The sequence below is a fragment of the Eximiradius sp. genome, assembly GCA_937127445.1.
Lineage (GTDB): Bacteria > Bacteroidota > Ignavibacteria > Kapaibacteriales > UBA2268 > JAKIZO01.
This window is the reverse complement of sequence record CAKZLY010000022.1, coordinates 1-23,478: the sequence shown is the minus strand read 5'-3', so window position 1 is coordinate 23,478 and position 23,478 is coordinate 1. Positions and strand designations below refer to the sequence as shown.

23 protein-coding genes are annotated in these 23,478 nt (G+C 32.6%); 20 read left to right on the top strand and 3 right to left on the bottom strand.

Going from position 1 to position 23,478, the window contains the following annotated elements; translation table 11 throughout:
• From AC6QZF_RS07450 to AC6QZF_RS07390, 13 genes are all read left to right on the top strand, one after another.
• Window positions 1-885 carry a 1,4-dihydroxy-2-naphthoate polyprenyltransferase gene (locus AC6QZF_RS07450; RefSeq protein ID WP_499799249.1) on the top strand — a complete coding sequence of 295 codons (885 nt, stop codon included), beginning with the start codon at window positions 1-3 and terminating at the stop codon, window positions 883-885.
• Window positions 886-890: 5 nt separating this feature from the next.
• Window positions 891-2,096 carry an AmmeMemoRadiSam system protein B gene (gene amrB, locus AC6QZF_RS07445; RefSeq protein ID WP_499799248.1) on the top strand — a complete coding sequence of 402 codons (1,206 nt, stop codon included), beginning with the start codon at window positions 891-893 and terminating at the stop codon, window positions 2,094-2,096.
• A 69-nt stretch (window positions 2,097-2,165) separates the two neighbouring features.
• Window positions 2,166-3,356, top strand: a complete 1,191-nt coding sequence (locus tag AC6QZF_RS07440; RefSeq protein WP_499799247.1) for a phosphoglycerate kinase — start codon at window positions 2,166-2,168, stop codon at window positions 3,354-3,356.
• 8 nt (window positions 3,357-3,364) lie between these two features.
• On the top strand, window positions 3,365-4,129 hold the full coding sequence (locus tag AC6QZF_RS07435) for a gamma-glutamyl-gamma-aminobutyrate hydrolase family protein (protein WP_499799246.1): 765 nt from the start codon (window positions 3,365-3,367) through the stop codon (window positions 4,127-4,129).
• On the top strand, window positions 4,129-4,677 hold the full coding sequence (locus AC6QZF_RS07430; RefSeq protein ID WP_499799245.1) for a M23 family metallopeptidase: 549 nt from the start codon (window positions 4,129-4,131) through the stop codon (window positions 4,675-4,677). Before AC6QZF_RS07435 ends, AC6QZF_RS07430 begins: the two co-directional genes overlap by 1 nt.
• An 8-nt stretch (window positions 4,678-4,685) precedes the next feature.
• Window positions 4,686-5,348: a 16S rRNA (guanine(527)-N(7))-methyltransferase RsmG gene (rsmG, locus tag AC6QZF_RS07425; protein WP_499799244.1), complete on the top strand. Its 663-nt coding sequence runs from the start codon at window positions 4,686-4,688 to the stop codon at window positions 5,346-5,348.
• Between the two features lie 3 nt (window positions 5,349-5,351).
• A complete protein-coding gene (locus tag AC6QZF_RS07420; protein WP_499799243.1) occupies window positions 5,352-5,555 on the top strand; it encodes a DUF6485 family protein in 204 nt (67 codons plus the stop codon).
• A gap of 27 nt (window positions 5,556-5,582) precedes the next feature.
• Window positions 5,583-6,257, top strand: a complete 675-nt coding sequence (gene fsa, locus AC6QZF_RS07415) for a fructose-6-phosphate aldolase (RefSeq protein WP_499799242.1) — start codon at window positions 5,583-5,585, stop codon at window positions 6,255-6,257.
• Window positions 6,258-6,401: 144 nt separating this feature from the next.
• The gene (locus tag AC6QZF_RS07410) at window positions 6,402-7,775 is read left to right on the top strand and encodes a tryptophanase (RefSeq protein WP_499799241.1); all 1,374 of its coding nucleotides are present in this window, start codon (window positions 6,402-6,404) and stop codon (window positions 7,773-7,775) included.
• A gap of 122 nt (window positions 7,776-7,897) precedes the next feature.
• Window positions 7,898-8,506 (top strand): nicotinate (nicotinamide) nucleotide adenylyltransferase, encoded by a 609-nt coding sequence (gene nadD, locus AC6QZF_RS07405; RefSeq protein ID WP_499799240.1) that lies wholly within the window; start codon window positions 7,898-7,900, stop codon window positions 8,504-8,506.
• A gap of 45 nt (window positions 8,507-8,551) precedes the next feature.
• The gene (locus AC6QZF_RS07400) at window positions 8,552-9,829 is read left to right on the top strand and encodes an adenylosuccinate synthase (protein WP_499799239.1); all 1,278 of its coding nucleotides are present in this window, start codon (window positions 8,552-8,554) and stop codon (window positions 9,827-9,829) included.
• Window positions 9,830-10,389: 560 nt separating this feature from the next.
• A complete protein-coding gene (locus AC6QZF_RS07395) occupies window positions 10,390-11,082 on the top strand; it encodes a hypothetical protein (RefSeq protein ID WP_499799238.1) in 693 nt (230 codons plus the stop codon).
• Between the two features lie 84 nt (window positions 11,083-11,166).
• On the top strand, window positions 11,167-11,445 hold the full coding sequence (locus AC6QZF_RS07390) for a hypothetical protein (RefSeq protein WP_499799237.1): 279 nt from the start codon (window positions 11,167-11,169) through the stop codon (window positions 11,443-11,445).
• Window positions 11,446-11,509: 64 nt separating this feature from the next.
• On the opposite strand, the gene groL is transcribed toward AC6QZF_RS07390, so the two are convergent.
• Both groL and groES read right to left on the bottom strand, forming a co-directional pair.
• A complete protein-coding gene (gene groL, locus AC6QZF_RS07385) occupies window positions 11,510-13,132 on the bottom strand; it encodes a chaperonin GroEL (protein ID WP_499799236.1) in 1,623 nt (540 codons plus the stop codon).
• A 74-nt stretch (window positions 13,133-13,206) separates the two neighbouring features.
• Window positions 13,207-13,494, bottom strand: coding sequence for a co-chaperone GroES (groES, locus tag AC6QZF_RS07380; RefSeq protein WP_499799235.1), 288 nt, complete (start codon window positions 13,492-13,494; stop codon window positions 13,207-13,209).
• 237 nt (window positions 13,495-13,731) lie between these two features.
• On the opposite strand from groES, the gene AC6QZF_RS07375 reads away from it, so the two are divergent.
• The 7 genes from AC6QZF_RS07375 (at window position 13,732) to AC6QZF_RS07345 (ending at window position 23,198) form a co-directional block, all read left to right on the top strand.
• The gene (locus AC6QZF_RS07375) at window positions 13,732-16,038 is read left to right on the top strand and encodes a TonB-dependent receptor (RefSeq protein WP_499799234.1); all 2,307 of its coding nucleotides are present in this window, start codon (window positions 13,732-13,734) and stop codon (window positions 16,036-16,038) included.
• Window positions 16,039-16,047: 9 nt separating this feature from the next.
• Complete coding sequence (locus tag AC6QZF_RS07370; RefSeq protein ID WP_499799233.1) at window positions 16,048-16,677, top strand: HmuY family protein; 630 nt, start codon at window positions 16,048-16,050, stop codon at window positions 16,675-16,677.
• Window positions 16,678-17,220: 543 nt separating this feature from the next.
• Window positions 17,221-17,724 (top strand): hypothetical protein, encoded by a 504-nt coding sequence (locus AC6QZF_RS07365; RefSeq protein ID WP_499799232.1) that lies wholly within the window; start codon window positions 17,221-17,223, stop codon window positions 17,722-17,724.
• 121 nt (window positions 17,725-17,845) lie between these two features.
• Window positions 17,846-19,351, top strand: coding sequence for a T9SS type A sorting domain-containing protein (locus tag AC6QZF_RS07360; RefSeq protein ID WP_499799231.1), 1,506 nt, complete (start codon window positions 17,846-17,848; stop codon window positions 19,349-19,351).
• Between the two features lie 155 nt (window positions 19,352-19,506).
• Complete coding sequence (locus tag AC6QZF_RS07355; RefSeq protein ID WP_499799230.1) at window positions 19,507-20,409, top strand: hypothetical protein; 903 nt, start codon at window positions 19,507-19,509, stop codon at window positions 20,407-20,409.
• A gap of 82 nt (window positions 20,410-20,491) precedes the next feature.
• Window positions 20,492-22,204: a M2 family metallopeptidase gene (locus AC6QZF_RS07350; protein WP_499799229.1), complete on the top strand. Its 1,713-nt coding sequence runs from the start codon at window positions 20,492-20,494 to the stop codon at window positions 22,202-22,204.
• A 103-nt stretch (window positions 22,205-22,307) separates the two neighbouring features.
• On the top strand, window positions 22,308-23,198 hold the full coding sequence (locus AC6QZF_RS07345; protein ID WP_499799228.1) for a T9SS type A sorting domain-containing protein: 891 nt from the start codon (window positions 22,308-22,310) through the stop codon (window positions 23,196-23,198).
• A gap of 166 nt (window positions 23,199-23,364) precedes the next feature.
• Here AC6QZF_RS07345 and AC6QZF_RS07340 read toward each other — a convergent pair whose 3' ends face one another.
• On the bottom strand, window positions 23,365-23,472 hold the full coding sequence (locus AC6QZF_RS07340) for a hypothetical protein (RefSeq protein ID WP_499799270.1): 108 nt from the start codon (window positions 23,470-23,472) through the stop codon (window positions 23,365-23,367).
• Between the last annotated feature and the right edge of the window lie 6 nt (window positions 23,473-23,478).

The following is a 23,478-nucleotide window of genomic DNA, read 5'->3' as shown; positions in this document are numbered from 1 at the left end:
ATGAACGCAATAGACAAAATAAGGGTGTTTATTATAGCAACAAGACCCAAAACTCTTGCTGCAAGTGTAGTCCCAGTTCTTATTGGAACTGCTGCTGCTTCAAATTATAGCTATATTAGTTTTAAAATATTTGTTCTTATTTTGATCTGTGCTGTTTTTATACAAATTTTATCTAATTATTTTAATGAATTGTATGATTTCAAGCGAGGTGCTGATACCAATGAAAGAATTGGGCCCAAAAGGATGGTTGCCTCCGGAATTATTTCACCTAATGAGATGTCGCTTGTTTCAATTTTTTTAACTGTTATTACATTTACAATAGGGCTTGAAATTGTCGAATATTCAGATATTTATATATTGATTGTAGGAATTCTTTCCCTATTTTTTGCTTTTGCTTATACAGGCGGTCCTTATCCACTTGCATATAAAGGGCTGGGCGAAATCTTTGTTTTTATTTTTTTTGGATTAGTTGCAGTAAATGGCACTTTCTATGTTTTCACAAGAGAGGTAAATCTAATTTCACTGCTTTCTTCTTTGACTCCTGCGTTTCATTCTGTTAATCTTTTGGCTATCAATAATATTCGCGATATCGATACTGACAGAAAAGTTGGCAAAATTACACTTGCTGTTAAAATAGGCCGACAGAATGCTCTGTATCTTTTTAAAGCGTTTGTGTTACTAAGCTACATCCCACCAATAATACTAAGCTATATTACCAGTAATTTAATTTTTTTATTTGTCTTAATTAGTTTGCCAATTGCTGCTAAACTGATGATAGATATTACTCGTAAATCCGGTGAGAAACTAAACTTACTTATAGCATTAAATTCTATTCTTATGCTATTCTTTTGCTTAATATTTTGTTTAAGCTTTATTTTGAGATGAATGATATGACCGAACAACTTATTTCTCCATTGAGATATGATATCGATACGGTGGAAACAATTATAGATGGCGAAAAATATATCATCTTGCAAGATCCATTTGGCATAGCAAATCAGAATTTGATGTTGACGAAGGATTTTTATATTCTGCTTCGCTCTCTAAATGGTGCTTTTACCTTTCAGCAGTTAAAGAATGAAGTGGAAAATGATGAGATTTATAAGTTAATTGAAGATTCTTTGCGATTTCTGGATAAAAATGCTTATTTGCTTTCTGCTAATTATTTCCAAAGACTAAAAGAAGTGCAGGAGCAATATTCCATAGAGCCATATCGACCTATGCTTACAGCAAATAGTTCATATCCGGAAACAGCCAATGAATTTCTTGCTTTCGCATCAGAATATTTCAAAAAATTCATCGATATTAAATTTGAAAATGAACCTGCTGCATTGATTCTGCCGCATATAGATTTTTCAATAGGTCATTTAACTACGGATGTCTATGCAAAAGGATATAGCTCAATTGCAGAAAATCAATATGATTTATTTGTGATCTTTGGAACTTCTCATCGCTCATATTCAGACTATTTTATCTTTTCTGAAAAACCTTATCAGACCCCTCTCGGAGTTGCAGAATGCGACCTCGAAATTCTTAATAATTTGAAAGAAAAAATTGGAAAAAAACTTACAATTGGCGATTTTTCTCATAAATTTGAGCATTCTGTTGAATATCAAGTTGTGTTGCTCAAATATTTTTTCAAAAATAATTTCAAAATTCTGCCTATTCTTGTTGGATCTCCATACGAATTTATAGTAAATGGACAATTACCCGAAAACGATAGCATTAACAATCTTTTGGCTTCTCTTAATGAAGTTATTGAAAAATCAAGCAAAAAAGTAATGTTCATAGCAAGTGTAGATTTTGCACATATTGGAAGAAAATTTGGCGATGATTTTGATGCTGAAACCCGTCTTAAGCAGTTGGAAATTGAAGATAGGATACTTATTAACTCCATCGAACGAGGTGACAGAAACACATTTTTTGACAAAATAATTGCAGATCAAGATAAATGGAAAATTTGTGGTGTCTCGTCAATTTATGCCTTGATGCAATTAATTAATCCTACAAAAGGAAAATTAATTGATTATGCAATTTGGAACGAGGTGCCAACAAAGTCAGCTGTTTCTTTTGCATCTATTGCTCTATTTAAATAATATACAATATTTTGGCTTTCTGTTTATCTTTACAATTTTAAACTGTTCCACTTCAAAAAGGAATTAGCTATGATAAAATCAATTCTTGATGGTAATTTTGATGGAAAAAATGTCTTGGTGCGTGTTGATTTCAATGTTCCATACGATAAAGATGGAAAAGTTGCAGACGACACACGCATAAAAATGACTCTTCCAACGATTGACTATATCATTGACGATGGTGGTATCCCGGTGATTATGTCACATCTTGGTCGTCCGAAAGGAGAACGTAACCCAAAATATTCGCTGAAACCAGTTGCAGAACATTTAATTGAAAAATACGGCTATAAAATTTTGTTTGCAGAAGATTGTATAGGAGAGGTTGCAGAAAAAGCAGTTAAGTCGGCTGTTCCAGGAGAAATTGTTTTACTCGAAAATGTTCGTTTTTATTCCGAAGAAGAAAAAAATGACATGGAATTTGCCAAAAAATTAGCACGCTTAGGAGATGCTTATGTAAATGATGCTTTTGGTTCTGCTCATAGAGCTCATTCTTCGACCGAAGCGGTTGCAAAGCTCTTTGAAGAAAGATATGCCGGCTTTCTTATGAAAAATGAACTCGATTATTTAAACAAAGCTTTAAAATCTCCAATAAAGCCATTTGTTGCTGTAATCGGTGGAGCGAAAATTTCTGGTAAAATTGATGTTATAAATAATCTTTTTGATAAATGCAATACTATAATTATTGGCGGAGGAATGATTTTTACTTTCTACAAAGCTATGGGATACAATATTGGCAAGTCAATTTTAGAAGACGATAAAATTGAATTAGCAGCTAATTTGTTAAATAAAGCAAAAGAAAATAACGTACAATTATTGCTTCCTGTTGATATTGTTGTTGCAGACAAGTTCGAAAATGAAGCAAATATTAAGGTTGTTTCAGCTGATGAAATAGGGGATGGAGATATTGGAATGGATATCGGACCAAAAACGCAAGAAGAATTTGCAAGGATTATCTCGCAGGCAAAAACAGTTGTTTGGAACGGCCCAATGGGAGTTTTTGAAATGTCCAATTTTGCAAAGGGAACTTATGCTATTGCTGAATCTCTTGCTAAAGCTACCGAAAATGGTGCTGTAACTATTGTTGGTGGCGGTGATTCAGCTGCTGCTATTAATCAAATGGGCTTCGATAAAAAAGTATCACACGTTTCAACGGGCGGTGGAGCATCGCTTGAATTTTTAGAAGGAAAAGAGCTTCCGGGTGTTGTTGCATTAGAAATTTAAGAATGTATATGTCAAAACTATTGTTTATAATAATGACCACAATGCTTTTATCTCAATCTGTTCAATCCGAGCCACTTAGAATTGCAATATCAAAAGCAAGTGGTTCGGACTTTTATTTATTATATGGAGAATGGCTTAAAAGCGCTGGGATTGATATTGAAATTGTTGATATGATTAATTATTCACCTGACGAGGCAGCCAAATTATTGGAAACTTGTCAAGGTTTGGTTCTATCTGGTGGTGCAGATGTTCATCCGGGTCGATATGGAAAAGAAGCAGATTCATCTCGTTGTCAGATTAATCTTGAAAGAGACACACTGGAATTTAAATTAATTGAAAAGGCTTTACTTTTGAAAATGCCAATTTTAGCAATCTGTCGAGGTATGCAGATTCTAAATGTAGCTCTTGGTGGAACATTGATCGTTGATATTCCTCAAGATCATCCATCCAATATTTCTCATCAATGCAATGATAAGTTTCAAAAATGTCATGCAGTTGATATACTTCCGAACACAAAGTTAAACAAAATTACAGGCGTTCTCCGAGATAATGTGACTTCTTCCCATCATCAGGCTGTCGAATATTTAGCGCTTGGACTAGTTCCAAACGCGCTTGCGGAAGACGGAATTGTTGAAGGATTCGAGTGGCTCGATGATTCTGATAAATCTCCAATTATTGCTGTACAATGGCATCCAGAACGTATGAGTAATAGCCAATTATCTTTGCCGTTGGGAATTGAATTTCTTAACTTAGCTAAACAATTTAAAAAGTAATGCATAAGTTTATTCTTCCTATAGAAAATTATGAATTAAATTGTCTCCCACGCTTTCCTGAAAAAGGTTCATTTTGGGAAAGTCGTGGGGACCGTTTTCATTGTGGTATTGATTTCTATTGCGAGGAAAGTACTCCTGTATTATCTTGTGAAAATGGCTATGTTTTAGAGATTGGAACTTTTACTGGTCCAAATATCATATATTATTGGGATGTTACTTATTTTGTTTTAATTAAATCTTTTAAATATGATTATATTTTAAAGTATGCTGAGATGAAAAAAATTTTTGTTAGTAAACACCAACACATAAAGCAAGGGCAAGTAATTGGTTTAGTCGGGAAAGTAATTAATCCTGATAAATTATCTATCTTTTCTCCATTGTATATTCAAAGAATAGCTGCAAGCAATAATTGCTCTATGCTCCACCTTGAGTTACACAAATTTCCATACATAGAATTAAAACCATACCTTGGAGGCAATTATTTCGGTTTGGATAAACCAAATTCTCTGCTTAATATTGAAAAGTTTTTAATTGAAAATTGTAAATAAATTTTAATATGGATTTAACTGAATTTTGGACAATAGCATCAGGTAATGGAATAGTTCTTGATAAAGAACAGTTAGAACGTATTGAACGTTATGCTAAAGAATTAGTTTATTGGAATAAACAAGTTAATCTTATAAGTCGAAAAGATGAAGAAAATGTGTTAGAAAACCATATTCTGCATAGCATTTCGCTTTTAAAATATATTGAAGTACCTGCAAGGTCGCGATGTTTGGATATTGGAACTGGTGGTGGTTTGCCAGGAATACCAATTGCAATTGCTGCTGGAAACATATCTATACTTCTTATCGACTCGATTGCTAAAAAAATTAAAATTACTAATATGCTCGCAAAGCATACTGGCCTTCGTAACATTGAAGCAATTTCTATGAGAGTTGAAAATCTGGCTCAAAACGATAAGTATTTTGAATACTTTGATTTCATTTTTGCCCGGGCGGTAACAAAAATTAGCGATTTGCTAACTTGGTCTATGCCAATTGCAAAAAAAAATGCTAATTTTGTTTTTTATAAAGGAGGAGATATTTCGGAAGAATTAAATACTGCAATGAAAAAATTTCCTTCACTCAACTTTAATGTTATGAATATTGATTTCTTCGGTTATCCGAAATTTAAAGAAGATGACAAAAAGATTGTTTACATAAGAAAAATGGAATAGTCTATGGAATGCAAAAAAGAAAGAAATTTGCAAATGTGTAATTGCTCATACGAACCTTGTTCAAGAAAAGGAATATGTTGTGAATGCATCGTATATCATAGGCGGTCCCGTCAGTTGCCTGCTTGTTTCTTCCCAAATAGCGCTGAACGAACTTATGACAGAAGTTTCGAGCATTTTGTGCGACTTGTGAACGAAAAAAAGGTGTAATTTTTCAGATATATTATAAGGTGAAAAATGGAATTATACGTTGATACTGCAAATATTGAGCATATTCGCGAGTGTGCAAAATTAGGTTTTGTCAGTGGTGTAACAACCAATCCTTCGCTGCTTGCTCTTGAAGATCCATCGGTAGATATTAAAAAACGAATTCTCGAAATTTATGAGACTATTGGCGGACATTTATCAGTGGAAGTTATTTCAACTGATACTAACGGAATGCTTCGAGAAGCTGATGAAATTTTGAGCTGGTTTCCTGAGGCTACTATCAAAATTCCTATGATACCTGGGGGTTTAGCAGCAGTGCGTCAATTATCTGCTCGTAATATTCCTACAAATGTTACTCTTGTTTTTAGCACAACTCAGGCTATAGCCGCTGCAAATGCAGGTGCTTCGTATGTTTCTGTCTTTATGGGACGACTTGACGACATCGCTTCAAGTTCCAAACAAGTTTTAGATGAAGTATGTGAAATATGGGATGTCCAAGGTTACGATAGCTTAATTATTGCTGCCTCAATTAGACATCCTCAACATATTGTTGATGCAGCACTCGCTGGCGCGGATATTGCTACCGTTCCATACAAGGTTCTTATGCAGTCCATAGCACATCCGCTTACTAATTTGGGCTTGGAAAAGTTTTTAGCAGATTACGATAAAATGCAAACAGAAAAACAAAAATTTATGAGTTTATAAGATGATAATTTCAAAAAAGCCCGCTTATTAGCGGGCTTTTTATTTATGTATCCTTCAATAAAATAATTGATTTGATTTAAGTAAAATAATAATTAATTTGCTTTTCTATTTTTAACAAAATTAAAAATATTTAATGGGTGATAAATGAAGACAAAAATTGAGCCATTTAAGATTAAAACTGTTGAAGAAATTCCTATAACTACTGTTCAAGAAAGAGAAAAATATTTAAAAGATGCTTTTTACAATCCATTTTATTTAAAATCTGAACAAATTACAATTGATCTTTTAACTGATAGTGGTACTACCGCGATGAGCAGCAAACAATGGGCAGCATTGATGGATTCAGATGAAGCATATGCAGGTTCAAGAAGCTACTACAAATTCGAAAATATTGTTAAAAAGATAACTGGATTTAAACACATTATCCCAACTCACCAAGGGAGAGCTGCTGAACGTATTCTGTTCCAATGTTTTGATGTTAAAGGAAAATATATCCCAAATAATACACATTTTGATACAACTCGCGGCAATATCGAATATAATAATGGAATTGCTCTTGACTTACTAAATGAAAATGGAAAGAATCCAGCTTTTCATTATGATTTCAAAGGGAATATAGATATTGATAAACTCGAAGAAGTAATTAAAAAATATGGCGCTGAAAATATTCCATTAAGTATGATTACTGTAACTAATAATAGTGGTGGTGGGCAGCCCGTGTCGATGGAAAATATACGCAAAACTAAAGAAGTGTTAAGTAAATATGGTATTCCATTTTACATAGATTGTTGTCGTTTTGCTGAAAATGCCTATTTCATCAAAAAGAGAGAAAAAGGCTACCAAGATAAATCAATTTTAGAAATTGCTCAAGAAATGTTCTCTTACGCTGATGGTGCCACTATGAGTGCTAAAAAAGATGGTTTATCTAATACTGGCGGTTTTATTGCAACAAATGACGATAAGATTGCCGAAAAAGCACGCACAATTCTTATTGTTACAGAAGGTTTTCCTACTTATGGTGGTTTAGCTCGACGCGATTTAGAAGCTCTTGCTGTTGGCTTCGAAGAAGTATTGAATGAAAACTACCTGGAATATAGAATTGGCCAAATCGAATATTTAGGCAATAAATTACTCGAAGCAGGTGTTCCTATTATTGAACCAACAGGTGGGCACGGTGTATATTTAGATGCAAAGCGTTTTGCTCCACATGTTGCACCAGAATTTTTCCCAGGTCAATCTATTGCAAACGAAATATATCGAATTAGTGGTGTCAGAACTGTGGAAATTGGTTCCGTTATGTTTGGCAAAAAAGATCATAACGGCAACCATATAGCACCAGAAATGGAACTTGTTCGACTTGCAATTCCCCGCCGTGTTTATACTCAAAATCATCTTGACTATATAGCCGAAGCAGTTATTGAAGCATATAAGAATAGAGATAACCTTAAGAAGATGAAAATTGTATGGGAAGCAGAATTTTTACGTCATTTTACTGTTAAAATGGAATATATCGACTAATATAAAATTTTTAAAATTGAATGCTAAATATTTTATTTAGAGAGGCATAATTTTTATGTCTCTCTTTTTTATAATGAATAGTATTTGTTATTTTTGCTATTATTATTACGAAAGATTAGAAAATGAAAGTTGGTATTTTCGGCGGCACTTTTAACCCTGTGCATAATGGGCATTTAGTAATGCTTGAAAAATTTATTTCTCATATGCAGATTGATAAGTGCTATGTCGTCCCAGCTGCTATTTCACCCTTTAAAAAAAACTTTTCAGTTTATCAAGCTACTGATTACGATAGGCTTTTTATGCTTAAATTAGCACTGAAAACGTTTAAAAATGTTGAAGTTTTGGATTATGAAATTGTCAAAGGTGGTGTTTCTTATACAATTGATACGATTGTTTTTCTAAAAAACATTCATTCCGAAGATGATTTTTATTTACTAATCGGTGCCGATCAAGCAATTGCATTCGACAAATGGAAAAACTGGGAAGAAATTCTTGCTAACTCAAATGTTTGTATCGTTCGTCGTCCAGATATTGATAATTCTTATTTACAGCAAAATATTAAGGTGATATTGGGACATTACTTAGATAAAATTCATTTAATTGACGCTCCAATTATTAACATAACAGCAACTCAAATTCGCGAAAAATTAAAAAACAAGGAAAGTATTTCGGGTTTAGTCCCAGAAGAAGTGGAAGAATATATTACTGAAAATAAACTTTATATTAATTGAAAAATTGTTAAATTAATCGTTGTTTTCAAACAAATTAGGATAATTATGAGTGTTACAATAGTTGTTGGCTCTCAATGGGGAGATGAAGGAAAGGGTAAAATTGTAGATTTAATTAGTCAAGACGCTGATATAGTTGCTCGATACCAAGGTGGTGCTAATGCAGGGCATACAATTGTAATAAATGGAAAGCAGTACGTATTACATCTCATTCCTTCTGGTATTCTTCATCCAAATTGCATTTGTGTTATTGGTAATGGAGTTGTAATCGATCCAATTGCGCTAAAAAGTGAAATCAAAATGCTCGAAGAAAACGGTATTGATGTTCATAATAGACTATTCATAAGCCATAAAGCACATCTTATTATGCCGTATCATAAATTACTCGACCAGGTTCGCGAAAAAGATGCCAAAAGTTACGCTATCGGCACTACTGGACGGGGAATAGGACCTGCTTATTTCGACAAAGCTACTCGAGTTGGTATTCGTATTGTTGATTTACTCGATAAAAAAGGTTTCGAGCAAAAACTTCGTAATAATTTGGAAGAAAAATACAATATTCTTCATAAAATTTATGGTTTTGAAAGGTTCAATATTGATGAACTAATGGAAGAATATCTTTCGTTTGATGCCGAAATTGACGACTTGATTACTGATACAACACTTTATCTTAACAATGCAATTAAAGAAGGCAAAAAAATTATTGCTGAAGGTGCGCAGGGTGCTTTACTTGATATTGATCATGGAACCTATCCTTATGTTACAAGCTCAAATCCTACCTCGGGCGGAGCGTGCACTGGACTTGGTATTCCTCCAACGTCGATTTCCAACGTTATTGGTATTGTGAAAGCATATACTACACGCGTTGGCAATGGCCCATTCCCAACGGAACTGCTTGACGAAACAGGTGAGCGTTTGCGACAGATTGGGTCTGAATTTGGTGCAACAACTGGACGCCCACGTCGTTGTGGCTGGTTCGATCTTGTTGCTTTAAAATACTCTGTTATGGTTAATGGTATTTCAGAAATTGCCATAACAAAATTAGATGTTCTTGATGATTTCGATGAAATAAAAGCCTGTATCTCTTATTCTTACGAGGGGAAAACATTAAAATCGTTTCCTGTTGATATTCATACCCTTAATAATGTTAAATGTGAATATAAAGCATTTAAGGGATGGAAAAGAAAATTAAAAGGAATTGATAATTGGAATAAATTACCAGTGGAAGTTTTAAACTATTTCAATTATATTGAAGAATTCACAGGAGCAAAAATAAAGATTGCTTCATTAAGCCCTGATAGAGCCGATACAATAATAAAACCATAGTTTCAGACTTTATTTAATTTACTAAAATATAAAAAAACGTAACACAATAGTTACGTTTTTCTTTTTTAGGTTTTTCAACTATTATTTTTTCTGTTGTCAGCATAAGGCTTGCAACTGATGCAACGTTTTCCAAAGCAACGCAGCTAACCTTAGTTTAGTCGATTACGGCAGTTTCGCATAAATTAATTTATTCTTTTGTTCCAGAATCAAAATCCAATACGAGTTCACCTTCTTTCTATTTCTTTAATGATAATTTCATCAAGATACAACTTAATTTAAAATGATTATCAGAAAATCATGAAAAAGCATTTGGCGAATAAAAAAATATTAATAAACTCAAAGCACAAGTAAGTATTTGTTTAAATAATTACAGGTGTTATTATGATAATCACAAATCACAAATGTATGTATCTTTCTTATTAATGATTTTATCATTTAGTTCTTGCGGAAAGAATGAAAACATAACTTCAAATCAATCTATCCTAGGCGCGATCATCCAAGAAGAAAATTTGGAAGCTGATTCATTGTTTGTTTCACAATCTGGTGAATGGCATAATTTAATGATAAACCCAGTAGTGAATGAGATTCATAATATCGATTCTATTGCATTTCATAACTATTATTTGTCTAATAGAGATAGATTCTGGGAAACAACAGGATTACGCTTACTTAATACTTTTAAGAGTTCCGTTCCATCATTAAGTTTTTTTAATCCAATAAAAGATTATAAAACAAGGTATTTTGGTGGGATGTACTCTACCTTTTGGTTATTTGAAGATAAAGATATTACTGTTGAAGAATTGAAAAATATTATTCAACACAAATTGGATATTAATACTAATGATACATTCTATTCAAATAAAACAAATTTGATAATTGATTTAATGCTCCAAACAGGCTATAAAAACAAAATTATTTTGGAAATTCAAAATTCATACAAGAATGAAACATATAATGAATTGCAAAAAATATATACCAATTTTGTTGGTTCATTTGCTATTTCAGTTAGAGAGTTTTGGTCTGGTCCTCGAGTAAACGATAGATTATATCCTGACTTTACAGGGAGTGGATATATCCCAGTTCTCGATGCTGAAAATGAGGATAGTGAAATTAGTAGTGTATTGGGATGGGTTGCTTTACTAGATTTAGCAGGAGCTATTATGTCAGCTGCTGAAGACATTGAAAAGTGGATAGATCAAGTGAAAAAACCTACTAAAGAAGAAATTGTTTATCACGTTCTGGAAGGGGCTTAGGTGGTTTAGCTACTGCAAAAATTGCATCTCCTGCAATTAAAAAATTGATTATTAAATCTTTAAAATTGTAAAGGTTGAAAAGTTATGATAGAAGAAGTTTTAAAAGAAATGTTAAAGTATATCATTGTTATCATTATTCCTTTAGTGCTAAGTATTTTACTTACTAAGCGTTTAATAAAAGGACGACTCTTTAAATTAGTACCTTACGAAAACGATAAAAAAGATTACAATGATAAAAATATTGAAGATGGTAAACTTGTATTTACATCAAGAAAAGCTAAAATTATTTTTTTAACATCTATAATTACTTTATCTATATTATTTTATATTGGGTATATACTCTTTAGGGTGTGGTATTATTAAGAGAGTATAAAAAGCTCCGCTCTGATCAGAGCGGAGCTTTTTATTTCGATTATTCGGACTATTATTAATAATCCATTCCAGTTGGCATTTGAGGCATTGGTTTTTCTTTTTCAGGTTTTTCAACAATAGTTGTTTCTGTTGTAAGCATAAGGCTTGCAACTGATGCAGCGTTTTCCAAAGCAACGCGGCTAACCTTAGTTGGGTCGATTACGCCTACTTCGTACAAATCACAATATTCTTCGCGAGCAGCATCAAAACCAAATGCACCTGTTCCTTCTTTTACTTTATTAGCCACAACAGAAGCATCTAATCCGCAATTTGAAACAATTTGACGGATAGGTTCTTCCAATGCACGACGAATTATTTCGATACCAGTTTTTTGATCTTCATTTGCTGGTTTCAAATTTTCCAAAACAGAAAGAGCTCTTAAATATGCAGTACCGCCACCAGGTACAATCCCTTCTTCAACAGCAGCGCGAGTAGCGTGCAAAGCATCATCGACGCGAGCTTTCTTTTCCTTCATTTCAACTTCTGTTGCTGCACCAATCTTCAAAACTGCAACTCCACCGGCAAGTTTTGCAAGTCGTTCTTGTAGTTTTTCTCTGTCGTAATCGGACGTTGTTTTATCAATTTGAATTTTAATTTCGTTGATGCGTTTCTTAATGTCTTCTTGTTTGCCAGCACCTTCAACAATTGTGGTATTGTCTTTATCTACAATTACGCGAGTTGCTGTTCCAAGATATGCAAGAGTTGCATTTTCCAACTTAAAGCCCTTTTCTTCACTGATAACTGTTCCACCAGTGAGAATTGCAATGTCTTCGAGCATTGCTTTGCGTCTATCACCAAATCCAGGAGCTTTGACAGCTACAACACGCAAAGTGCCGCGTAGTTTATTTACAACTAATGTTGCAAGTGCTTCGCCTTCAACATCTTCAGCTATAATTAAAAGCGAACGACCAGCTTGCGAAACTTTTTCGAGAACAGGGAGTAAATCTTTAATTGAAGAAATTTTCTTGTCGTGAATTAAGATGTATGGATTGTCCAAAATTGCTTCCATACTATCAGCATCAGTAATGAAGTATGGCGAAAGATAACCGCGATCAAACTGCATACCTTCAACAGTTTCCATCGAGGTTTCTGTTCCTTTTGCTTCTTCAACTGTTATCACTCCATCTTTACCAACTTTTTCCATTGCTTCAGCAATAAGTTCACCGATTGTTGGGTCGTTGTTTGCAGAAATTGTTCCGACTTGAGCAATTTCTTTTTTGCTCTCAACTTCACGACTAATTTCTTTCAATTTTTCTGTAATTGCTGCAACTGCCATATCAATACCACGTTTTAGATCCATTGGGTTTGCACCAGCAGTTACATTTTTCAAACCTTCACGGAAAATTGCTTGAGCAAGAACAGTTGCAGTAGTTGTTCCATCGCCGGCTAAATCGCTTGTCTTGGATGCAACTTCTCTAACCATACTTGCACCAAGATTTTCGATTGGGTCTTCAAGTTCAACTTCTTTTGCTACGGTTACACCATCTTTAGTTACAAGTGGAGCACCGAATTTTTTATCTATTACTACATTGCGACCTTTGGGGCCTAAAGTTATTTTTACTGCGTTAGCAAGTTGATCCACGCCTCTTTTTAATGCTGCACGTGCTTCAACATCAAAAGTTATGATTTTTGCACCCATTATTTTATCTCCTTGGTTTATGATACATTTTTAAATTTTTTTATTATTATATTACAATATTTTTATTTAAAAGTTTAGTTAATTATTGCAAAAACATCGCTTTCACGCATAATTAAATATTCTTCACCATCAATGTTTACTTCTGTGCCTGCATATTTGCCATAAAGGACTTTGTCGCCAACTTTTAAATTCATTGGGATTAACTTACCATCATCAGCAACTCTGCCCTTCCCAACTGCAACGACTTCGCCTTGCATTGGTTTTTCTTTTGCAGTATCAGGTATAATGATACCGCCTTTGGTAACTTCTTCTGCTTTTGCAGGTTTTACGATGATTCTGTCATGCAATGGTGTTAAGTTCATATTGTACCTCCTATTAAATTACATTTTAATAATTATTAGCACTCTACATAAGTGAGTGCTAACAAAAATACGAATTATTATTTTTTTTATTTTAAATATTTCAAAATTTTTTAGTTTTTTACCCAATTTTTATTTTTGATTGAATTTTTTTATTGATTTTTTATTTATTTTTCATAATTTAAAAATAATGTTAAGCACAACTAAACTATTATTTATGTATAATCAAAATATTTGCATATGAAAGTAATTTTTTTGTTAATAGCATTTCTTTTTTGTAATTCAGTCTTTGCTTTATCTTCTGAAATTCAAGGCATTGTTAAAAATCCAGAAGGGCAGCCGCTCTCCGCTGTTTCAGTACGTATCCCGGATCTTAAAATGCAAACATCGACAAATATTAATGGTGTTTTTGTTATTAAAAATGTCAAACAGGGAACTTACAGTCTTAAACTATCAAGAGCAGGATGTCGCTCTATAGATACTGTAATTACAGTTGACAAGCTACCCTTGAAATTAGAAATAACTATGCTGGACGTTTATAGATTAAAAGAAAATGTTGTTGTTACCGGTACTCGTACTGCAAAACAAATTGAAACTAATCCAATCGCTACTGATGTTGTTACTGGTTCTTCAATAAAATCTGCTTCAAGATTACGCCTTGATAATGTTTTAAGTGAAGAGCTTGGAATGGTGGTAGTAGAAGACCACGGTCGAGGCGTTCAAATTCAAGGGCTTGACCCAGATTATGCTCTGATTCTAATTAACGGTGAACCTATTATTGGTAGGAGTGGTGGAATACTCGATACTCGTCGTTTTGCTATGGGCAATGTTAAAAGAGTAGAAGTTATCAAAGGACCGTCATCCTCACTTTATGGTTCGAATGCGCTCGCTGGTGTTATAAACCTTATAACAGATGATAATGAGGATGCAACTACAATTCGTACTAATACTCGTTATGAATCATACAATACATTAGATTTGGGAGTTGAGAATAGCATCAATTCCTTTAATGGCAAGTTGTCAAACAGCTTATTTGTTAATAGGCTTTCGAGTGATGGTTTCAAATTATCTGATGAGTATTATGGAAAAGCCGTGCCTGAATATGTCAATTATACTATTCATAATAATTTCACATATAAATTTGATCCAAATACATTTGTCAAAGTCGGTTTGCGCATAAATACTGAGGATCAAAAAAACTACTTTAATGTTCGTCAAAATGCTGACACTTTTACTATCGATGACAATAGCAAATTGCGTGACTATGGTGTTTCTATTTCTGGCAAACATCAATATTCAGACCTTTTCAATGTAGAATCACGCCTGTATCATACAGAATATAGGACTGAATCGAAATATAATTATAGAATTGGTGGTGCTTTATATGATAAATACTCATTTACTCAATCTTTGACCAAATTAGAAACTCAGTGGAACTGGATGATTTCCCGTCAACATATACTAACATTTGGTGGAGGCGGCAATTATGAATCTGTCGAAGCTCAAAGATTAAATAATGGCAAAGTTTACGCTCATTCTTATTATGCTTTTTTGCAAGAAGATTGGATTGCTTCAAAAAAACTTAACCTGATTGCAAGCTTAAGATATGATTGGCATAGCGATTATGCTGATAATTTAAGCCCAAAGATTGCTTTCTCTTACAGCCTTTTTGATGGATTTGTGCTCAAAGGATCTGTCGGTTCTGGTTTTAAAGCACCTACATTTCAGCAGTTATATCTTAACTTTACAAATTCCATCGCAGGATACAGTGTTTTTGGAGTTGCTTTTTTCAACGATCTGTTTGGTAAACTTGTCAATGATGGTGTAATTGTTGATACAATTTTTGACTTGAGAAAAATAAGCAATTTAAAACCAGAAAAATCAATTTCATTTAATTTTGGCTTCATTTGGGATATTAATCCATTTATCGAAACAAAAGTTAACATTTTCAGGAATAATATTTCTGAAATGATAGAAACAATTCCAGTTGCTAACAAAAACAATGGTGCTCAGGTATGGTCGTATATTAATTTAAGTGAAGTTTATACACAAGGATTGGAAGCTAATTTGAAAATTAATTTCTTTGAGAATTTTAATCTTTCTTTGGGTTATCAGTACTTAGAAGCTATTGATGTCGAAACTTACGATGATATAAAAAAAGGCAAGATTTTTATGCTTACCACCGATGGCGACCGTCGAGTTAAAATTTCAGAATATGGCGGATTATGGAATCGCTCAAAACATTCTGCAAATGTTAAATTTGAATACAATAATGCAAATTATGGTTTAAATGCTTTTCTTCGTGGAACTTACCGCGGACGTTATGGTTTTAAAGATAGAAACAACAGTAACGTATTAGACCAAGATAATGAATATGCTCCTGCATACTCAATTTTGAACTTAACTGTTTCAAAAGAGCTCTTCTACAACTTTTCTTTGCAAATTGGTTGCGATAATATCTTTGACTTGAAAAAACCTATGTATCTGCCATCTAATCCTGGAAGAACTTATTTTGCTAATCTTATATATAATTTTTCATTTAATTAGGAGGTTTTTATGAAAAAATATTTATTATTATTTGTTGCGTTGTTTGGTTTATTATTTGTGGCTTGTTCTGATGATGATGACAATAATACTACCAATGGTGGCAATGGTGAACTTCTGCCAAGTATCACTGTGAAAAACATCAAAACTTTCAACCCTGAACAAGGCGACACAATGACTTATTTTAGCCTTCGCGAGAATAAAATTATTGACAAATCACGCGCTAATACAACCGAATGGGATATTTGCTTCCATCGAACAAGCATTTATATTAATCAGGGATACCGTGGTCCTGGAAACGGTGGCGCATTTGTGCTTCGTGGAGTAGATTTTGAGACCCTTGCGGAATTACCGAAGGATTCAACTTTTTATGAAGAAAAGTCTGAAACAGAACGCGCAATTCCAATAGGTAGTGGCAAAGGTTGGTACAACTATAATCATTCTACTTTTGAGATTACTCCGATTCCGGGTGTTGTTCTTGCTATTAGAACTGCTGACGGTAAATATGCAAAAGTTAAGATATTAAGTTATTACTATGGTTATCCAGATAGTATTCCATCTGATGTTTATAACAGGATTGATCGAACCTACTCATTCAAATATGTTTTCCAACCAAACGGAACTAAGAAATTTACTAAATAATACTTTTTGTGATAATAAAATAAGTGGCTACTCTTTTTGGAGTAGCCTTTTTTGTATTATAAGCAAGTAAATCCAAAAAGATATTAATTATCTATCCAACTCTGTGAATATCAGTAAACATACTGTTCAAATTATAATTGAGTTATACATAATATTACTTTTATTTAGTATTAAAATTTATTGTTTATAAAAAATTACTAATCTTTATTAAAATAGTTTGGAATATTAATTGATTTTTATTACCTTATTTTAAGACAAAGAACTGATAAGTTTTTTCCCTTATGTCCAATCATTTTAAAGAGGAGATTGTTATGAAAACAACCTTATTTAAAGGTAGTATTATGTATTATGTTAGTTTCTTCAGATTCTGTAGCCGATACAATTGATTGTCCATTAATTTCTAATCAAAATGACATTGTTTGTGACACAACTAATCAAAGTGAAGTTCGTTATGTGTATGTTACGTTAGCCAAAGAAAACAACAAATATGGTTAGGATTTCCCTCATTGTGAAATTAAATTGGGTTATCATTTATTTAGATGTATGGTTCTTTCAACAGGTAAATCATTTTATTTTATTTCTGGATTTTATTCGCAATATGACAACGAGAAATGTAAAGGTTTCGATTCATTGTTAAGTTCAAATCCACTTTTGGTTAGTGCAGTTTTGCTATATATGGGTACGGAAAAACTAATGAAGACATTAGGAGAGTCTATTCCTGATTGTAATGGTGAGGAGCAACTTTATATAGTACCGTTCTGGCGAGATTGTTATTCAATTGCAACATATAAAGATACCACATCCGGTGTAATTCAACAAATATTGTTATCTTGTGGGGGTGAATCTCAATGTTGTGCAGTATATTCGAAATGCTATGATCATCAGGAGAATAGATGTATTACAAATTTTGTCATAAATTACCCAAGTACTAATATTTATTGTCCTGATACTCCGATGACAGTTCCAAATCTTTCAAATAGTATTTTAGTAAAAATCTCAAAATGTGAAAAAATGAGCGATATTATGGATCAATTAATGAAAGGTTAATAATTATGTTGTTTATTTCAAGGATTAAGGAAAATGAACAAAATTCTTATCGTGCTAACTTTTTTCTTTTATTTATATGGTTTTTACCAAGTGAGTTCCCAAGAACTTAAATCCGTTTACAATGCATATCTATCGGACAGAGATAACATATTTCCCAATACTTTTGGAGCAAATTTTTACAGTAAATAATGGATATTTATATGTGTTGATTGATACTGGGAACGTAGGTGTTTTAAAATTTTTTAAAATAAAAAGTGGAGAGCACTATCATCTCAGCATTGAATATCGTGATGACAATATTGAATGGAACATATACTTTGGCAATATTAATGAATACTATTTAGGGACAAAACATCTTGTTTATAATGTTGGGAATAATGTACGATTAATATTAATGCAAAAAGTAGATGAAGAGCACTGTAAGATAAGGATTGTGGACGTTAGTCCTAATGGGGAAATAATTTCAAACAAAGAGCTTGGATTAGTCTTTGGTAACGACTTGATGTTAGCAGAAAATCCATTAATGATGGGAAAAAATTATGGAGAAATATTAACAGGTATTTATACAGTAAAAAATGATGGAGAAAAATCGTATGTAACACTCATTCAATTCAATACGGAAGGAGAGATGTTACAAACATATACAATAGGAGACAAAGCGCATTCTCTGATAGCAAAAGACGTTTCGGTTGCAGAAAATGGAGAAATTGGAGTGGTAAGCATTTACCATATTTCTGATTGTTATTGGGGATATTGTATACATATTTTTGATTCTAATTTCAATTTGTTAAATAAAAGTAGAGATAATGCTGAACAATATGCTGATTTTACTGATGGAATTCTTCACGGTCAGGTAAAAATTTGGCGTGGTTTTAGGCAAGATGAAAGAGTTTGGAAACACTTAATCCAACTGTATAATCAAAATTCTTCAAATAAATATGAGTTCCAAGAATATACTTTTAATTCTTTCTCAAAAGTATGTGAATTGTCTGGGAAACCACCAATTCCTGTTAGTGGTAGTCAGCGAGATAAGCCTCGAAGTTTTTACTATGTTTTCCTATCATTTTTCGATTCATATCCTGGAATGACTTATTATTTTTTTCGACCAGTTTCAAGGAAGAACCTATGGGAAATTTGCTCTGAAACTGATTCCAGTTACAATGGTTCTGCGAATATATATATTAAAACTCCTTTCAAATTTAATCATTTTTCTGTCAATCAGTATATTGTTAAAATTTTCAATGCTAAAATTAGGAGTGAAGATACTGTATATTATTCAGCAATTGCAGATCCTTACACAGATAGCGATGTCTCAGTAAAAATGATTAGAGTTGCTATGATTTTTTTTAAAGATTTCCCAACAGAAATATATTATGACAAAGGGGGTGATCCCAAAAATACTTTTTACGCTTTCAGCGGGGATTATGCTATTGTCAAAATAAATAATTCGAATTTTCAAAATTTAACTATTACTTTGTTTGATTTAGTTGGAAATAAGATTGGTGAGAACAAGTTATTTATCAACAACGGTAGAGTATATATTCCAATCAGTATGTTACAAAATGGAATATATTTCTATCATATAAAAGAGATAAATGAAAGAGGGAAATTTGGTGTAATCAGGTAATATAAACTTTTTGTTGAAATTTTTTTGGCTACACTTTTTGTGTAGCTTTTTTTGTGGGAACAAGTACTTTGCTATTAAACTTTTATTGTAAAATTCTGCAAAAAATATGTAAATTTTAATTTATATATTTTTCAATAATATTTTAATTTTTACTTATGAAATTTATTCTGTGCATATTTGTATTTTGTATTATAGTAAATTCCAATCTGTTTTCATCAGGGATCAAAATTCAAGATATTGAAGTTGAACAATCATATTATTTTCGTCTTGTTAATGGTGATGTAATTACTGCTAAGGTATTGGGGAAAAATATTAATAGCGATATAATTTCTTTAAAGATCAGTACAATTATTGGTAGTACAACCATTTTTGAAAATGAAATAGTTGAAATCAGGAAAATATCAGAAATTTATCGACACAGCCATAGGGTTTTTTTGCTTCCGACTGCATTACCGGTTAGTAATCATCATTTTGCAGGGAATTTCGAATTAGGATTTTTTTATGCGGGTGTTGGTATCTGGGATTATTTCTCTGTGTATGCCGGACATAGCATATTACCATTTGCTTATCCAAATCAGGAAATAAGCACAACTAATGTGAAATTTTCCTATCCTGCAATGTCTATTAGCGATATACCTGCTACTATTTGGTTTGGAGGCGGAGCAAATCTTGCTTTCATAAATTCTAGCAATAAATTTGTACATTATTACGCAAATGCCACATATCAAGGCGAAAAATCTTCTGTTTCTGCATTATTTTTCCTAAAAAACGGGAATAAAGAAATATATCCAATTAGGTTCAAGAATGAACTCTATGAATTAATCTACCCGAATGGTTCTTTTGGGATTGCATTAGGGCTCGACACTAAATTTTCTTCAAGAAATGATTTGCATTTTATAGGCGAACTTTGGAACAGCGATGTAAATAATCCCTCGAATACTCTGATTTTACTCGGTATTCGCCTTGCTGGCACTAAATTTTCTTCGGATTTCGGATTGGCTTTTATTACTGAGCCGTTAGCATTTCCGTTTGTAAGTTTTGTTTGGACACCATTTTAATTTTGAAACTTTTTAATGAATTATCACGTATTAGTATACCAAAATATTCTATTTTGTATGTTTCATTTTTCGAAGAATTGATATGTATAAGAAAACTTTATCTTTGTTGACAATTGCCGCAATCTTCGCAATTGTATTATTAAGTAGTTCTTGCAAGAAAACAGAAAAAACAGAAGGGACTGCTCAAATGGAAAAAAGATTAACTGAATTTATTAACAAGTATGTGGAGAAAGCAAAACCATTAGAAAAAGCTTTAAATACTGCTTATTTCGATGCTTCTATCAATAGTAAAGAAGAAAATTGGGCTAAAGTTGCAAATCTCGAGAAAGAGTATAACCTAATTTTCTTCAATAAAGATGATTTTAATACTTTAAAGCAAATTAAAGAATCAAATGCTGTCAAAGATCCACTCTTAAAACGTCAGCTGGACATTCTTTACAATATGTATTTATCGAAGCAAGCTGATACCGCTAAAATTAACCGCCTCACAGACATGGTTTCGAATATCGAACAAATGTATTCCAAGTTCCGTGCTAAAGTTGGAAATAAACTGCTAACTGATAATGATGTGGAGGAGATACTGAAAAGCTCCACTAATAATGAAGAATTGAAAAAAGTTTGGCTTGCTCATAAAGAAATTGGGCCAATAGTTGCAGATAGTATTATTGCTGTTGTAAAATTACGTAACGAAATAGCTCGTGAACTGGGCTTTAAAAATTACCACGAAATGAGTTTGAAACTTTCTGAACAAGATCCAGAAGAAATTAGCCGCTTATTTGATGAACTTGATAATTTAACTCGTGATGAATTCAAAAAATTGAAATCTGAAGTTGATGAATTCCTTGCTGCTCGACTGAAAATAAAGCCGGAACAACTGATGCCTTGGCATTATCAAAATAGATTTTTCCAAGAAGCTCCACATATCTTTGAAGTGGACTTCGACAAATATTTCAAAGATAAAGACATTGTTAAGTTGACCGAAAAATATTATGCAAGCATAGACCTTCCAATTGATGATATTATTGCTCGCAGCGATTTATATGAAAAACAAAATAAAAATCAACATGCTTACTGTATTAATATCGATAGAGAAAACGACATAAGAGTTCTTTGTAACGTTCGTCCTAATGCTCGTTGGATGGAAACTATGCTTCATGAATATGGACATGCACTCTATGAAAAGCATTATGCGAAAGATTTGCCTTATTTGCTTAGAACTCCTGCACACATATTTACCACAGAGGCAATTGCTATGCTTTTTGGTCGCAAAGGTGCTGAAGCACAATGGATTCAAGATATGGTGGGTATTTCAAATGATGAAAAAGCAAGGCTTTTCGACATTGCTAATAAACGTCTAAAATTGCAGCAATTGGTATTTAGCCGTTGGTCTCAGGTAATGTATCGCTTCGAAAAATCAATGTATGAAAATCCAGATCAAGATTTAAATAAACTTTGGTGGGATTTAGTTGAAAAATACCAAATGATCAAGCGCCAAGAAAATCGTAATTCACCAGATTGGGCAACAAAAATTCATATTGCAACAAGCCCTTGTTATTATCATAACTATCACTTAGGGGAATTATTTGCTTCGCAACTTTATTTTACAATTGCTGAAAAAATATTGAAGGATGATCCATTTAAAGTTCTAAGTTTCACCGGTCATCAAGAAGTTGGTAAATTCCTCATTGACAAGGTTTTTTCTGTTGGAGCGAAATATGAATGGAACGATATGATAGAGAAAGCTACCGGCGAAAAATTAACCCCTAAATACTATGCTAAGCAGTTTGTTAATTAATGTTTCTTGAAATTTTGAAGGGCTGGTTTTCAGCCTTTTTTTAAAAAAATAATGCCATATTTTTTTCGTTTATTAATCATAAATTAACATTTTGAGGTATAATATGAAAAAGTTTTTACCTTTTTTATTTCTATTTTTCATACAGGTTGTTAATGCGCAACAGGTTTTAGAGTATTTTACTGCAAAAAATGGTTATGAATCTGCTTTCGATCAAGCTTCTACTGTCCTTATGGAGCCAAAATTATTTTTTGTAGCTACTACCTTTATGGATAACGAAGTATTAGGTGAGCTAAAATATGATTTGAAAACTGGGAAAGCTAATTTCTGGCTTTATGGTTTTGTTGATGGGCAGGATACCACAAAGAAAGTAGTCGTTGGTACTTTTAAATTATTTATTTATTTCTCCCAAGTTTTTGACCCAGAAGATATTGATCCAGGTGATTTTCCTTTTTTGAATGAACATTATTTCGACAATCTTGAATGGCTGGATAGTGATAGTGCTAATTATTATTTCAATACCTGCCAACCTTACGTTGATTTTGCTAGTTCCGGTGAAAAACCCGAGTTTTTCAATCTCGGACTTTTCTATAACACTAATTTTGATGAATTGCCAGCTAATATACCTGTTTGGGGTGCATATATTCTACTTACCAATAATAAGGGATTTATTTTCCCAGCGGTTAATATTGAGACACGTCAAACTTTTTGCAATTATTTAATTGCTTCCATTAAAGATAAGGGAATTGCATTCAATGCTATTAACATCATAAAAAATGGGGATTATTTGATGCTTTCCTCTGACGATATACTTGGTGATGTCGAAATTAATGTCTTTTCATTAGATGGTAAAAATATTTTCTCTAAATCATTTTTTTCTAATGGACAGCAAGAAAGTATATTTGTCCCGTTTAGTAGTTTTTCCAATGGAATTTATATAATAATTGCCAAGTCTAATAAAAATGTTGGAATTTCTAAAATTAGTATCTTAAATTAATTTTTTGTAATTTGTCTTAAGGCAAAAGAAATAGGGTATGATTTATAATCTAATTATAATATTTTATAATATTGATTACAATCTTTTTAATTGGGGGGCGAGCAATACGCCCCAATAATTTTATAAGTAATTACGTAACAATTGTATATTTTATATAACGATATAACTAAGCTGAAGACAAGGCTGATGATACTGCTTTAACAAGCGAAATAATCTTTGGATAATTCATTCTTTTCGGACCAATCAGCCCAATCGATCCATAACTAGAACCCAATTTATA

Coding starts and splice junctions, on each gene's coding strand:
- AC6QZF_RS07450 (WP_499799249.1), top strand. CDS start 1: ATGAACGCAATAGACAAAATAAGGGTGTTTATTATAGCAACAAGACCC.
- amrB (WP_499799248.1), top strand. CDS start 891: ATGACCGAACAACTTATTTCTCCATTGAGATATGATATCGATACGGTG.
- AC6QZF_RS07440 (WP_499799247.1), top strand. CDS start 2,166: ATGATAAAATCAATTCTTGATGGTAATTTTGATGGAAAAAATGTCTTG.
- AC6QZF_RS07435 (WP_499799246.1), top strand. CDS start 3,365: ATGTCAAAACTATTGTTTATAATAATGACCACAATGCTTTTATCTCAA.
- AC6QZF_RS07430 (WP_499799245.1), top strand. CDS start 4,129: ATGCATAAGTTTATTCTTCCTATAGAAAATTATGAATTAAATTGTCTC.
- rsmG (WP_499799244.1), top strand. CDS start 4,686: ATGGATTTAACTGAATTTTGGACAATAGCATCAGGTAATGGAATAGTT.
- AC6QZF_RS07420 (WP_499799243.1), top strand. CDS start 5,352: ATGGAATGCAAAAAAGAAAGAAATTTGCAAATGTGTAATTGCTCATAC.
- fsa (WP_499799242.1), top strand. CDS start 5,583: ATGGAATTATACGTTGATACTGCAAATATTGAGCATATTCGCGAGTGT.
- AC6QZF_RS07410 (WP_499799241.1), top strand. CDS start 6,402: ATGAAGACAAAAATTGAGCCATTTAAGATTAAAACTGTTGAAGAAATT.
- nadD (WP_499799240.1), top strand. CDS start 7,898: ATGAAAGTTGGTATTTTCGGCGGCACTTTTAACCCTGTGCATAATGGG.
- AC6QZF_RS07400 (WP_499799239.1), top strand. CDS start 8,552: ATGAGTGTTACAATAGTTGTTGGCTCTCAATGGGGAGATGAAGGAAAG.
- AC6QZF_RS07395 (WP_499799238.1), top strand. CDS start 10,390: ATGATAAACCCAGTAGTGAATGAGATTCATAATATCGATTCTATTGCA.
- AC6QZF_RS07390 (WP_499799237.1), top strand. CDS start 11,167: ATGATAGAAGAAGTTTTAAAAGAAATGTTAAAGTATATCATTGTTATC.
- groL (WP_499799236.1), bottom strand. CDS start 13,132: ATGGGTGCAAAAATCATAACTTTTGATGTTGAAGCACGTGCAGCATTA.
- groES (WP_499799235.1), bottom strand. CDS start 13,494: ATGAACTTAACACCATTGCATGACAGAATCATCGTAAAACCTGCAAAA.
- AC6QZF_RS07375 (WP_499799234.1), top strand. CDS start 13,732: ATGAAAGTAATTTTTTTGTTAATAGCATTTCTTTTTTGTAATTCAGTC.
- AC6QZF_RS07370 (WP_499799233.1), top strand. CDS start 16,048: ATGAAAAAATATTTATTATTATTTGTTGCGTTGTTTGGTTTATTATTT.
- AC6QZF_RS07365 (WP_499799232.1), top strand. CDS start 17,221: ATGGTTCTTTCAACAGGTAAATCATTTTATTTTATTTCTGGATTTTAT.
- AC6QZF_RS07360 (WP_499799231.1), top strand. CDS start 17,846: ATGCATATCTATCGGACAGAGATAACATATTTCCCAATACTTTTGGAG.
- AC6QZF_RS07355 (WP_499799230.1), top strand. CDS start 19,507: ATGAAATTTATTCTGTGCATATTTGTATTTTGTATTATAGTAAATTCC.
- AC6QZF_RS07350 (WP_499799229.1), top strand. CDS start 20,492: ATGTATAAGAAAACTTTATCTTTGTTGACAATTGCCGCAATCTTCGCA.
- AC6QZF_RS07345 (WP_499799228.1), top strand. CDS start 22,308: ATGAAAAAGTTTTTACCTTTTTTATTTCTATTTTTCATACAGGTTGTT.